The 12,588-nt window shown below is 72.6% G+C and carries 10 protein-coding genes; 4 read left to right on the top strand and 6 right to left on the bottom strand.

The features are described from left to right. Position 1: 1 nt before the first annotated feature. Genes sbnA through ADL08_RS19610 form a run of 5 tightly spaced genes read right to left on the bottom strand, consistent with a single transcriptional unit; the run spans position 2 to position 8,154 of the window. Positions 2-1,000 (bottom strand): 2,3-diaminopropionate biosynthesis protein SbnA, encoded by a 999-nt coding sequence (gene sbnA / locus ADL08_RS19630; RefSeq protein ID WP_053644726.1) that lies wholly within the window; start codon positions 998-1,000, stop codon positions 2-4. A gap of 60 nt (positions 1,001-1,060) precedes the next feature. After that, positions 1,061-2,107, bottom strand: coding sequence for a 2,3-diaminopropionate biosynthesis protein SbnB (sbnB, locus tag ADL08_RS19625; RefSeq protein ID WP_053644724.1), 1,047 nt, complete (start codon positions 2,105-2,107; stop codon positions 1,061-1,063). Then, positions 2,104-3,105, bottom strand: a complete 1,002-nt coding sequence (locus ADL08_RS19620; RefSeq protein WP_053644722.1) for a TauD/TfdA family dioxygenase — start codon at positions 3,103-3,105, stop codon at positions 2,104-2,106. The genes sbnB and ADL08_RS19620 overlap by 4 nt, the downstream gene beginning before the upstream one ends. A 25-nt stretch (positions 3,106-3,130) precedes the next feature. Continuing rightward, entirely contained in the window at positions 3,131-5,623 is a 2,493-nt protein-coding gene (locus ADL08_RS19615) for a non-ribosomal peptide synthetase (RefSeq protein ID WP_053644720.1), read from the bottom strand. After that, complete coding sequence (locus ADL08_RS19610) at positions 5,623-8,154, bottom strand: Pls/PosA family non-ribosomal peptide synthetase (RefSeq protein ID WP_053644718.1); 2,532 nt, start codon at positions 8,152-8,154, stop codon at positions 5,623-5,625. Before ADL08_RS19610 ends, ADL08_RS19615 begins: the two co-directional genes overlap by 1 nt. Positions 8,155-8,496: 342 nt before the next feature. Here ADL08_RS19610 and ADL08_RS19605 point away from each other — a divergent pair, with 342 nt between their 5' ends. The 4 genes from ADL08_RS19605 (at position 8,497) to ADL08_RS19590 (ending at position 12,097) form a co-directional block, all read left to right on the top strand. After that, positions 8,497-10,005, top strand: coding sequence for a glutamate synthase subunit beta (locus ADL08_RS19605; protein WP_053644716.1), 1,509 nt, complete (start codon positions 8,497-8,499; stop codon positions 10,003-10,005). 198 nt (positions 10,006-10,203) lie between these two features. Next, positions 10,204-10,638 carry an ATP-binding protein gene (locus tag ADL08_RS19600; protein WP_053644714.1) on the top strand — a complete coding sequence of 145 codons (435 nt, stop codon included), beginning with the start codon at positions 10,204-10,206 and terminating at the stop codon, positions 10,636-10,638. Positions 10,639-10,754: 116 nt separating this feature from the next. Then, positions 10,755-11,354: an ECF RNA polymerase sigma factor SigK gene (gene sigK / locus ADL08_RS19595; protein WP_199837042.1), complete on the top strand. Its 600-nt coding sequence runs from the start codon at positions 10,755-10,757 to the stop codon at positions 11,352-11,354. Further along, positions 11,351-12,097, top strand: coding sequence for an anti-sigma factor (locus ADL08_RS19590; protein WP_053644710.1), 747 nt, complete (start codon positions 11,351-11,353; stop codon positions 12,095-12,097). The genes sigK and ADL08_RS19590 overlap by 4 nt, the downstream gene beginning before the upstream one ends. Before the next feature lie 58 nt (positions 12,098-12,155). On the opposite strand, the gene ADL08_RS19585 is transcribed toward ADL08_RS19590, so the two are convergent. Further along, on the bottom strand, positions 12,156-12,588 hold a 433-nt coding region (locus ADL08_RS19585), incomplete at its 5' end, for a DUF4394 domain-containing protein (protein WP_159042986.1).

Raw genomic sequence — 12,588 nt, 5'->3', positions numbered from 1 at the left:
GTCACCGCTCGCTCCCCGCTCCGCCCGCGTCGACGGTCCTCCTGTCCGGTACGAGGACGTCGTCGCCGTACAGCGCCTGCGCCCAGTTGGACTGGTAGATCGTGTCGAGGTAGCGCTCGCCGAGGTCCGGGGCGATCGCGACGGCGGTGGTTCCCCGGGTGCCGTGGCGGGCCAGCCAGCCGGTCGCCCCGCTGACGACCGTGCCGGTGGATCCCCCGAAGAGGAATCCGCGCCGGGCGAGCATGCGGCAGGTGCGCACGGTGTCCGCCTCCTCGACGGACACCGCCTCGTCCACGTACGCCTCGTCGAGCAGGGGCGGCCTCATGCTCATGCCGAGGCCGGGGATCATGCGGCGTCCCGGCACGCCGCCGAAGATGGCGGAGCCGACGCTGTCCACGGCGACGATGCGCACCGACGGGTTCCAGGCGCGGAAGAACCGCGCGCAGCCCATGAGGGTTCCCGTGGTGCCGACCCCGACGAAGAGGGTGTCGAGCTGCGGGAACGCGCGGGCGATGGCGGGCGCCGTCCTGCGGTAGTGGGCCTTCCAGTTGTTCGCGTTGGTGTACTGGCTGAGCCACACGCACCGGTCGTCGGAGGCGCACAGGGCGCGGACGAAGGCGAGCCGCGCACCGAGGAGACCGCTGCCGCCCGCCTCGTCGGAGACGACGTGCACGTCGGCTCCCATGGCCTCCATCATCAGGCGGGTGGTCAGATTGCAGTGGGAGTCGGTGACGCAGAGGAAGCGGTAGCCCTTGCCGGCCGCGATCATGCTCAGGGCGACGCCGAGGTTGCCCGAGGAGGACTCGACGAGGATCGAGTCCTCGGTGAGGATCCCACTCCGTTCGGCGGCCTCCACCATCTCGGTCGCCGCCTTCAGCTTGATGGAGCCGGCGAAGTTGAAGCCCTCGCACTTGAGGAACAGGGGGTGCCCGATCGTCGGCCCGAGGTCGACGTACAGGTCCTCCTCGTTGAAGGCCTGCGGGACGGATATGACGGTCACGGTGCTCTCCTTCTCGTGGTCGGACAGTCCGGCCGGACGGCCCGGCCGGACGGGACCGCCTCATCCGTAGCGGTTCAGCTCGTCGAAGAAACTGTCGACGAGCAGCAGTCGGCCGGACCGGGCCACCTCGTCGTAGACGTACTTGCCGACCGCCAGGTCGAGGACTCCGAGCCCGAAGGGCGAGAAGATCACGGGACGGTCCGGTGGCGGTGTCACGCGTCCGGCCATGACGTCCTCGAGCGTGCCGTCGAGGAAGGACCGGTCGCCGGTGAGCCGTTCCGTGAGGTGGGGCGAGGTCGACTCCCTGAGGACGTGCTCGACGTCGTCGACGATGTTGGTCGCGGACAGCAGGACCTGGGGGGCGAGGTCGCGCAGCGAGATGTGCAGCACGAGGGGGTTGTGGTCGAACCACGAGGCCTCGGTGACGTGCGGCCGGCCGGCGACGGTCGCGAAGACCACCAGGTCGCTGGTGCGGATGAGCGTCTCGGGGTCGTGGTGGACGGTGACGGGCCCGGTGTTCCCCGTCTGCTCCAGGTAGAGCCGGAAGCCGGCCGCGCTGTCTTCCGACAGGTCGTGGACGCCGGTGTGCTCGAACGTCCAGCCGATGCCGGCGAGATAGGTGTGGATGTAGCGGGCGATCAGGCCGGTGCCGAAGAAGCCGACGCGGGTGGGCCGCGGCCGTCCCCGGCTGAGCCGGTCGGCCGCCGCCGCCGCGGACGCGGCGGTCCTGGCGGCGCTGATGACCGAGCTCTCCATGCAGGCGAAGGGGTAACCGGTGACGGGGTCGTTGAGGATGAGGACGGCCGAGGCCCTGGGGATGCCCGACTTCACGTTCCCGGGGAAGCTCGCGATCCACTTGAGCCCGTCCACCCGGGCCTCGTCTCCTCCCAGCGAGGCCGCGAGGGCGATGATGCGCGAGGCGGGCCGGTCGGTGAACCGCAGGAAGGAGGAGGGCGGGTTGACGGTGTGTCCGGCGGCGTGCAGCCGGTAGGTGTCTTCGACGACCTTCGTCACGGCGCTCTCCCGGCCGCGGAGCACCTCCTTGACCTGTCGTCCGGGGACGACGGCGAACGGCGGCACCACGGGTGCGGCGACAGAAGTGCTCATGCCTCGGTCCTCCTCTGCGGCCGGCCCGGGGACGGCGGGTCGACCGGGTCGATCGGGTCGGCCATGGCCACCAGGACGTCGCGCGGTCCCGTGTAGGCCTCCCGGCTGTGGGCGGTGCGCAGGTTGTCGACGATCATCAGGTCGCCGGCCCGCCACGACCGGCGGACCGTCGCCCCGTCGTAGGCCTCGTTGATCCGCTCGACCACTTCCCGTGGCACCGGGTCGCCGTCGCCGTAGCGCGTGGTGAAGGGCAGGCCTCCGGGGCCGTACTCCTCGATGAGGAACTCCCGCACCTCGGGGGCCATCGTCCATTCGTTCAGGAAGGCGATCTGGTTGAACCAGCAGCGTCGGCCACTGGCCGGGTGCCGTACCACCGCGCCGCGCCGCTGGCGCGTGCGCAGCGTTCCGTCGGGCTGCCACGCGGTCTCGATGTCGTTGGTCCGGCAGTACGCGTCGACGGCTCCGCGGTCCTCGGTGCCGAACGCCTGGGACAGCGTGGCGCCGATCTCGCCGTTGTAGGAGCGTTCGAGCAGCCAGCCCTCGTCCTCGAACCGCTGGACCAGGGACGTGGGAAGGGCGTCGAGGACGTCGGCGGCGTCGGCGAGGGCGGTGGCTCCGCCGTCGGTCGGCGGCTCCAGGCAGGCGAAGAACAGCAGGCCGGGGCACCGGCGCGCGTAGCTCAGCTCGTGGTGCATGCACATAGGCTGGTTGGCGGGCCAGACGGCCGACGAGTAGAGGCCCTCGCCACGGGTCTCGCGGGGGGCGAAGCCCTCCGTCTCCCTCATGGGGCGGTCGGTCGTCCTCCGGACGGCCGTCTCGACGTCGGCCGCGCCTCGCAGGTCCAGTCCGCCGACCAGGACCGCGCCGTGCGCGGCGACCAGGTCGAGCAGTTCCTTCCTGTAGGAGTCGGGCCAGCGGGCCGGGTCCGGAGGGGCCGCGCTCTCGTGGATCGCTGCGGGTTCCGGTGTCACCGGCCTGCGAAACAGTGCGGACAACATGACGTTCCTCTCCTCGGTGCGTGGTTCATGAAGGTGTCGGCGGTGCGACGGCCCGGACGGCCTCGGGGCCGGTCCGGGGTGGACGGGCCCTTTCGTCGATCAGAACGGCCAGGTCGGCCAGGACGGGATGCGCTGTCAGGTCGCGCGGGGAGACGGTGCGGTCCAGCGCGACGGCCAGGCGTACGGCGGACAGGGAGGTGCCGCCGAGGGCGAAGAAGTCGTCCCGCCGGCCGATGCTGTCGTCCGGTACGCCGAGGACGTGCGCCCAGGCCGTGGCGAGCCGGCGCTCGGTCGGCGTACGGGTCGGGCGGTGGGCGTCGTCGGACCGGCCGAGGTCCCGGGCGAGGACGCCGAGGGCCGCGCGGTCGACCTTGCCGTTGGCCGTGAGCGGCAGGGCCCGCCGCCAGTGCACGGAAGCCGGAACCATGTAGGCGGGCAGCAGTTCCCCGAGTTGCCGGAGCAGCGCGTCCTCGGCCGCCGGCCGCGGGCCGGTGCAGAAGGCCACCAGCTGGCGCGCGTGGTCCTCCTCGCCGGTGACGACGACGGCGCCGTCGCGGACGCCGGGGAGCCGCAGCAGGCTGTTCTCGACCTCGCCGATCTCGACGCGGAATCCGCGGATCTTCACCTGGGCGTCGCGACGGCCGTGGTATTCGAGCTTTCCTCCCGGCAGCCAGCGGCCGAAGTCTCCTCCGCGGTAGAGGCGTTGCCCGGGATGGTACGGATCGGGGAGGTAGGCGTCCCGGGTGCGCTCCGGGTCGTTCACGTAGCCGCGGCCCACGCAGATTCCGGAGAAGACGATGGCTCCGGGGGCCCCGAGGGGAACCGGTACCAGGTGGTCGTCGACCACGTAGACCCGTACGTTGGCCACGGGCCGGCCCAGCGGTATCCGGTCGCCGTCCGGCACGCCCGTCATCACCTCGTGGTTGGTGTCGTCGGACGTTTCCGTCAGTCCGTAGGCGTTGACCAGGGGAATCCCGGGCAGCGCGGCGAACCAGCGCTGGACGAGACCCTTGTGCAGCGCTTCTCCGGTGACCGACACGCGGCGCAGGTCGGGCAGGGGGCGAGGTGTGCGCTCCAGCGCGGACAGCAGGACGTCGAGGTACGACGGGACGACCTGGAGCACCGTGACCCGGCCGTCGGCGACGGTGTCGAGGAACCTGTCGGCGTCGAGGACGGCCTCCTGCTCGACGATGAGGGTCCGCCCGCCGGCCAGTGGTCCGGCGAGGAGCTGCCACAGCGAGATGTCGAAGCACTGCGAGGCGGTCTGCGCGACGACGTGGCCCTCTTCGATGCCGAGGTCGTCGATCTTCGCCAGGAGGTGGTTGAGCATGCCGGCGTGTTCGCACACGGCGCCCTTCGGCTCGCCGGTGGATCCGGAGGTGAAGTAGACGTAGGCCGGCCGGTCCGCCGCCACCGCGACCGCGGGGTCGTCGCCGCGGGCGGTGCTCTCGGCGACGGCGGAGAGGAGGAGCGTGCGCGTGCCGGGCCGGGTTGCGAGGGCCCGGTCGAGGTTCCGGGAGGCGTCGGACTGCGTGAGCACGAGGGCGCAGTCCGAGCGGGCGAGCATCGCGGCGATGCGTCCGGACGGGTAACCGGGGTCGACGGGCAGATAGGTCCCGCCCGCCTTGAGGACGGCGATCACCGCCGCCATCCAGTGCAGCGTGCGTTCGGTGACCACGGCGACGACGTCCTCGGGCTCCAGTCCCTCGGAGAGCAGGGCGCGGGCCAGGCGGTTGGCGCGTTCGTTCAGCTCGCGGTAGGTCCAGCGCGTGCCGCGGTACTCGGCCGCGACGGCGTCGGGACGCTCGCGCGCCCGTTCCTCGAACAGTTCGTGGAAGCGGCGGTCCGGTACCGGCCGGGTGGGGCCGCCGAGTTCCTCGGTCTGGAACCGGATCTCCTCGGCGGACAGCAGGGTGTGGCGTTCGTGGTGTTCCTCGGGGGCGGCGGCGATCCGTTCGAGCGCGCGGAGGTGGTAGCCGCCGATGCGGGCGGCCGCGCCGCTGTCGAGCACGTCGGTGCGGTAGCGCAGTCGCAGGACGCGCGGGTCGTCCTCGGACGTGCTCACGCACAGTGCCGTGCCGTGCGGTGCGCGTCCGTCTCCGGACGGGTCGAACACGACCTCGGGCGGTGCGTCGGTCCGCTGCCGCCCCGTGCGGGGCAGGAGCCGCAGCGCGCGGTGGGCTTCCTCCGTCAGGTGGCGCCAGGTGCCGGGTCCGACGGTCAGCCGGCAGGCCGTCGGGCGGTGCGCGCCCGGAGACAGGTAGCCGGTCGTGACCTCGGCATCGGCGGACAGCGCGGAGAGCACCTTCGCGTGGGCGGCCAGCAGGACGGCGGCGACCGGCACTCCGAACTCGTCGGCGCGGGTGCGTAGCGCGGTGGTCAGCCGGGCGGGGAGGACGGTCCCGGTGTGCTCCTCGGTGCCCGGCACCGGGTGGGGGGCCCACCTCGGCACGGTCGTGGACGCGTGGCCGTCGGGGGCTTGCGCGTGCGGTGCGCCCGTGATCGCCGTTTCCGTCATCATCGTTCGCCTCCGTGGGCGTCGTGCTCGTGGGCGGTCGGTCGTGCGGGGTTTCCCGACCAGCGGTCGTGTGCGGGGACCGTCTCGCCCTTCATCAGGAAGGAGTCCGCCGCCAGGCGGGCGCCGTCGCCGACCGTGACGCCGTAGTGGACGAGGGCGCCCACCCCGAGCGTGCAGTCGGCGCCGATCCTGCTGACGTCGGACTTGAAGGTGCCGTCCTCCTGCGAGTGGCACTGGACGACGCTGCCCGCGTTGAGGGTGCAGCCGTCCCCGATGGTGACCATGGTCCGTTCGGTCAGGCTGCAGCCGTCGTCGAACACCGACGCGCCGATCCGGACGCCGAGCAGTCGCCACACGAGGCTCTTGAACGGGGTGCCGTTCAGGACCTGCAGGTACGCCTCCGACGGGACCTTCCAGTACCGTTCGCGCCGCCAGAAGCGGACGTCGTAGATCGAGCAGAAGAGCGGTCCGAGCGGGTGCGCCGCCGTGACCACGCGCTCGATCAGCACGTAGTACAGGACGGTGAACGGCAGCAGCACGGTGTTGGCGAGGGCGAGGGCCGTGACGCCCCACTGGGCGTACAGGTCGGCCGCTCCCGCGTAGAGGAGGGTGACCGCGAAGAAGTAGATCCAGCCGGTGAAGAGGAACCACGCCATGGTGGCGGCGTTGTGCCGGTTCTTGGCGAGCAGGCGGCGGTGCAGGCCCTCGCCCTGCGCGAGGGCGTCGAAGGTGCTGTCCCGCACCACCGAGCGGGGGATCTCGAAGCTCGGTGATCCGAGCAGGCCCACGTCGTGCCGGAGCGGGCCGTGGACGGGAACCATGACCTTGGTCGCCAGGAGGCAGTTGTCGCCGGTCCTGCCCCGGGAGGGGTAGGCGATCCTGTTGCCGAGGAAGTTGTGCGCGCCGATGACGGTGCGGGTCACGCGGAAGGACGTGCTCGAGTAGTCGGCGTTCATGAGCGACAGCCCGTCCGCGACCATGGTCCCCCGGCCCACGGAGCTCAGCAGGGGACTCTCGTGCTTGACCGCGGTGCCGAAGTTCGAGCCGGTCTGCTCCACGGTGGACAGGTCGTAGCCGATCCAGCGCAGGTAGTGCACCACGGCGGAGCTGTCGCCGAACATGCGGGTCATGAACCTTCTGTTGGTCAGCAGGGTGCTCGCCCGGTGCGCCGCGTGGTGGACGCCGTACAGGGGATACACCCGCCCGGGGGTCACGAGCCGGCCGAGCACGCGGGGGACGACGGCCAGGGCGATCAGGGTGATCAGAAGGCCGCCGAAGAAGACGACGGCCGTCACCAGCAGCAGGTCGGCGTAGAAGACCCAGTCGGCGAGCGCGGTGGGCCCCGGTTCCAGCACCGTCGTCAGCTGCGGGGCCTTCGCGAGCAGCACGTCCAGGCACCCCACGGCGATCGGTGCGAACACCAGCAGCGCCATGACGATCTGGGCGAAGCCGTGGCCCGCGCGCCGCACCGCGCCGCAGCGGGCCGGAGCCACCGCCAGGAAGTCGGCGTCCGTCGGCTGCCCCGGTGATCCGTGCCAGTGCTCGCCGTCGGGCACGTGCTGGCCCTGATGCAGCGAGGACGCGTGCCCGAGCTGTGCCCCGTCGCCCATCGACGTGCCGATGTCCAGCACCGTCGCCTCGCTGACGACCACGTCGTGCCCGAGGGCGACCGTGCCCGTCTCTATCGCGGCGTCGCGGGCGCGGTAGCAGCTGAACAGGGCGTCCTTGCGGATGACCGTGCGGTCGCCGACCGTCAGCAGGTCGGTGCACACGGGAACGCTGCGGGAGAGGACGGTCACTCCCCGGCCGATGCGCGCACCGAGCGCCCTGAGGTAGAGGACGTAGAGCGGGGAGCCGACGGACAGAGCCATCGGATTCGCCCGTATCAGCGTCTTGACCAGCCAGAAGCGGACGTACGCGAGACTCCAGACCGGGATCCGCTGCGCCTTCCAGCGGCCGACGAGGAGCCACTTCGCGACGATCGGCAGGGTGCACAGGACCAGCAGGGTCACGGCGCCGAACACGACCGACCGCAGGTAGTCGTCCCAGAGGTTGGCGCCGGTGGAGATCCAGTCGTAACCACGGGCCGTGACGAAGGCCAGGAGAAAGGCGTAGCCGACGAAGCACAGTGATTGCAGCGCACCGCACAGCGCCCGTCGCCGCCGGCGTTCCGGCGGGGGCTCGGGGCCGGGCGGGCGGGCCTCGGCGACGCCGTCGGCGATGTCGTCGGCGGTAATGTCGGCAGCGGGGGCGGCGGCGGGAGCCGGTTCGCCGGCGTCGAGGACCGTACTCAGGCTTCTGATCGTCGGATGCCGGTAGACGTCCCGCATCGACACGTCGGGAAGGTCGCCCTGCTTCCGCACCCGTGCGCAGAAGTGCGCCATGACCAGGGAATCCGTGCCCAGTTCGTCGAAGAAGTGGCTGTCGAGGGACACGTCGTCCAGGTGGGCGACGTCCGCGAGCAGCCGGGCCAGTGCCTGCTGCGTTCCGGTACCCGCGCGGTTCTCGGCGTCGAGCGACTTCTGTGTCATGAGGGAACTCCCCGGGTCGGTCCGGGGCAGCCGTGTCGGCTCCCGGTCCGGTGCGCCCGTCCCGTTTCCGCGACCAGGCGGCGGCTGCCGCGTACTGGAGTCTCGGATCGACCGGCCCTTGTGGTGGGGCGGTCCGCGACGGATGTCGTACAGGTGATTCGTTGCCGCCCCCTGGATCGATGAAGATCCTTTCGAACTTCTCGTCCCCCTCGCCCTTCCCGCCCTTCTCGTCCTTCTCGTCCTACGGGCGGTGCCGTGCCATCGGCCCGGCGCACCGTCGCGTCGCGGACGTACGCTGGGAGGACTTCCGTCGAACCCCCGAGCAGCGTTGCGGAGGGCGGCATGACCGACCCCTTCGGCTTCCTCACCACACCCCGTCGGCCCGTCCCCGCACGGCCCTCCCCGGAGCGCCGCGGCGACTGGGACGAGGTGTACGCGGGCCAGGCCCTGCTGCCGCTCGTCTCCCTCCAGGCCCGCCGCTGCATGGACTGCGGCGTCCCCTTCTGTCACGGGGGCTGCCCGCTCGGCAACCTCATACCCGAGTGGAACGCGTACGCGGCCCACGACGACTGGCGCACCGCATCGGACCGGCTGCACGCGACCAACAACTTCCCCGAGTTCACCGGGCGCGTCTGTCCGGCGCCCTGCGAGGACGCCTGCGTCCTGGCGCTCCGCGCGGAACCGGTGACCATCAAGAACGTCGAGCAGGCCATCGCCGACGAGGCGTGGGCGCGGGGCCACGTCCGCGCCCACCCGCCGGAGCGGCTGACGGGCCGGTCGGTCGCGGTGGTGGGCTCGGGCCCGGCGGGGCTCGCGGCGGCGCAGCAGCTCACCCGGGCCGGCCACGGCGTCACGGTCTTCGAACGGTCCGACCGCGTCGGCGGGCTGCTGCGCTACGGCATCCCCGCCTTCAAGCTGGAGAAGCGGCAGTTGGACCGGCGCATCGCGCAGATGCGGGAGGAGGGCACGCTGTTCCGCACCGGCGTCGACGTCGGCACCGACCTGGACGCGACCGCGATGAGGGACGCGCACGACGCGGTGATCGTGGCCGTCGGAGCGACGGAACCGCGTGAACTCCCGGTGCGCGGAAGGGAGTCGGAGGGCGTCCACCAGGCCATGGAGTACCTGACGGCGGCGAACCGGGCGGCCGAGGGCGACCGCTCCCGGCCGTTCGTGACGGCCGAGGGCAGGGACGTGGTGATCATCGGAGGCGGTGACACCGGGACGGACTGCCTCGGCACCGCCCTGCGCCAGGGCGCCGCGTCCGTCGTGCACGTGGACATCAACCCGATGGCGGGCCCGTCCCGGCGGGAGAGCGAGCCGTGGCCGCTGGTCCACCCGAGGATCCACCGCGTCTCGCACGCCCACGAGGAGGCCCGCGACCGGGACGGCGACGACCCGAGGGTCTTCGGCGCGGCCGCCCTGTGGTTCGAGCACGACGCCGCCGGCCGTGTGGAGGCGGTGTGCCTCGCGGAGGTGGACCCGTCGGACAGGGCTCCGCGCCCGGGGACCGAGCGGACGCTGCCCGCGCAACTGGTGCTGCTCGCCCTGGGGTTCCGCGGCCCCCGGCACGGCACGCCCCTCACGGCGGCGCTCGGGCTCGTCCCCGACCGCCGGGGCAACTTCGCCCGCGCCGCCGACTTCGCGGCGCGGGCGGCGGACCCGGGCCCCCCGGCGGGCGGGCCGGTCCCGGAGGGGGTCTTCGTGGCGGGCGACGCCGGGCGCGGGCAGTCCCTGGTCGTCTGGGCGCTCGCGGAGGGCCGGTCGGCCGCGGCGGCGGCGGACCGTTATCTGAGGGGCTCCAGCGACCTCCCCGCTCCGATCACGGCCGCGGACGGGCCGCTGGTGTAGCCGGGCGGGGGTACCGGAGGGCGGAAACCCGGAAGGCGGGCCCCGGTCGGCCGGGCGGGTTCGAAATCCGGGTCCCGGTCGTTCCCGGCACGTGCGTGCGGTGATCCGTCACCCTGGTACGTCATCCGTGGGCGGCGCGGCTTCGAATCCTCAGTACAGATCCACGCCCACCGATGCGATCCCCTCCAGGAGGCAGTCATGATCGCCACGATGCCGTCGCCCGGCGCGACACGTCAGAGCGTCGCCCTGCCCTACGACCTGAAGACCCCGGCGGTCGCCCGCCGCGTCGCCGGGCGCTGGCTGGCGGGCTCCCGGGCACGGCCGGCCCGGACGGCGGAAGCCGTGCTGATCGTCTCCGAACTGGTCACGAACGCCGTTCGTCACGCGCGCGGCCCCTGCGTCCTGACGCTGACGGTCCGCGGACCGCTGCTCGACATCGCCGTCGCCGACCGGAGCGAGGAACTCCCCCGGACGTCGTGGGAGAGGCCCGGTGACGAGCGGGGCGGTTTCGGTTTCCCCGTCATCTGCGGGCTCGGCGGCCGCATCAAGGTGGTCCCCGCCCTCGGAGGCAAGTCCCTGCACGTCGCGCTCGACCTGGAAACCGGCGGGAACGGGCCGGAAGGACCGCCGTGATCCCCTCCGTCCGCCGCCGGAGTTGTCGGAGTCCTCACCCGATTGCTCCTGCCGTACGGCGCCCGCACGAGATCGCGGGCAGAGTCGGGCGAGGGCGATCCCCGTGCACCGAAGCCGTGTCGCGAGTACGGCGGCCGACTGACACAGAGGACGGTGAGCAGCGCGTGCCGCAGGCGAAGCTGGATGAGCTGCTGATCCGTTCGGCCGACGGGGACCAGGAGGCGTTCGTCGGCGTGTACGACGCGCTCGTCGGTCAGGTCCTGGGCCTGACCCGCCGGATCCTGCGCGACGCCGCGCAGGCGGAGGAGGTGACGCAGGACGTCATGGTCGAGGTCTGGCGCACCGCCGACCGCTACCGGTTCGAGCGCGGCACGGCCAGGACGTGGGTCCTCACCCTCGCCCACCGCCGGGCCGTCGACCGGGTGCGTGCCGCGCAGGCGAGCGCGGACCGGGAGCGGCGCGCCGCGATGCTGTCCCCCGCGCGCTCCTTCGACGAGGTCGCCGAGACCGTCGAGGGCAGGGACGAGTACCGGCGCGTGTACCGCTGTCTCAGCCGGCTGGACGCCGTCCACCGGGTCCCGCTCGTGCTCGCCTACTACGAGGGGCTCACCTGCGTCGAGGTGGCCCGGTCCCTGTCGGCCCCGACGGGAACGGTGAAGTCGAGGATGCGCGCAGGTCTGCGAAAGCTCCGCGTCTGTCTGGAGGGCGGATCATGAATCCTGCCGAGAGTCCGCACGACGACGTCGGGGCGTACGTCCTCCACGCCCTCTCCCCCGCCGAGGAAGCCGCCTTCGAGAACCACCTCGCGGGCTGCGACGCCTGTCGCGGCGAGGTCGAAGAGCTCCGGCGGGCGACGACCCTGCTCGCGTCCGTGGAAAGCGTCGACCCGCCCCCCGAACTGCGGCAGCGGACCCTCGAACGCATCGGAACCGTCCGCCAGGAGCGCGCGCCCCGGCCGGCGCGGCCCCGCAGGCGGGTACTGGACATGGCCCTTGCGGCGTCCCTCGCCGCGGCCGTCGCCCTCGGCGGCATCGCCCTGTGGCAGCGCTCCCAGGCCGAGGACGCCCGCGCCGAGGCCGCCCTGGCCGAAGAGCGGGCGCACGGCTACGGCTCGGCCTTCGCCGACATCCTCACCGCGTCCGACGCCGCCCTCCACACGGAGGAGCTGAGCGACGGAGCGACCGTCGCCGTCGTCGTCTCCCGCAGCCAGGACCGGGCCGCGTTCACCGCCGGTGGCCTGCCGGCCCTGACCGACGACCAGGTCTACGAACTCTGGTACGCCGCCGAGGCGGGCGACCTGCGGCCCGCCGGCCTGCTCCCCGGCACCGGCCAGGCGGCGACCCGCCTGCTCGAAGGCTCCCTCGGCGACGCCGTCGCCGTCGGCATCACCGTCGAACCCGCCGGGGGTTCCGAACAGCCCACCACCGAGCCCCTGGGCCTCGTCCCCATCGAGACGTGAGCCGGTGGACGGGCCGGTGGCGGGCGGGAGCGGCCCGCCACCGGCCCGTCCGCGCGGGTCAGCGCTGGTCGAGCGGGAGGGCGACGTCGACGACCTGGCGGGCGGCGGGGAAGGCGCCGACGAGGGTGGCCTTCCCCGTGAGGAGGTCGACCTCGTAGAAGCGCTGCTTGTCGTCGGTGTTCAGGGCGGCGAAGCCGTGGTTCGTCCCGTCGGAGGGCTTGTAGTAGATGTCGAACCCGGCCGAGGGGCCGGCGTTCACACCGAGGTTGCCGGTGGGGGCGAGGGTTCCGGCGTTGGCCGGGGACTGCAGGGAGACGCGGTCGTTGGTGGTGTCGACGTCGAACAGGGTGGTCGCGGTGGCCGTGTCGAGGTCGTTGTTGGTGTACGCGGCACCGGTGACGCCCAGGGCGGTGGACGGCGGCGTGGTGGGGTTGGTGAGGGTGCCGTCGACCGTGGTGGTCCTCGGGGCGGCCGGGTCGTCGATGTTGTGG

The organism is Streptomyces sp. NRRL F-6492 (genome assembly GCF_001280125.1).
Taxonomy (GTDB): domain Bacteria; phylum Actinomycetota; class Actinomycetes; order Streptomycetales; family Streptomycetaceae; genus Streptomyces.
This window is presented reverse-complemented; position numbering and strand designations above follow the sequence as displayed.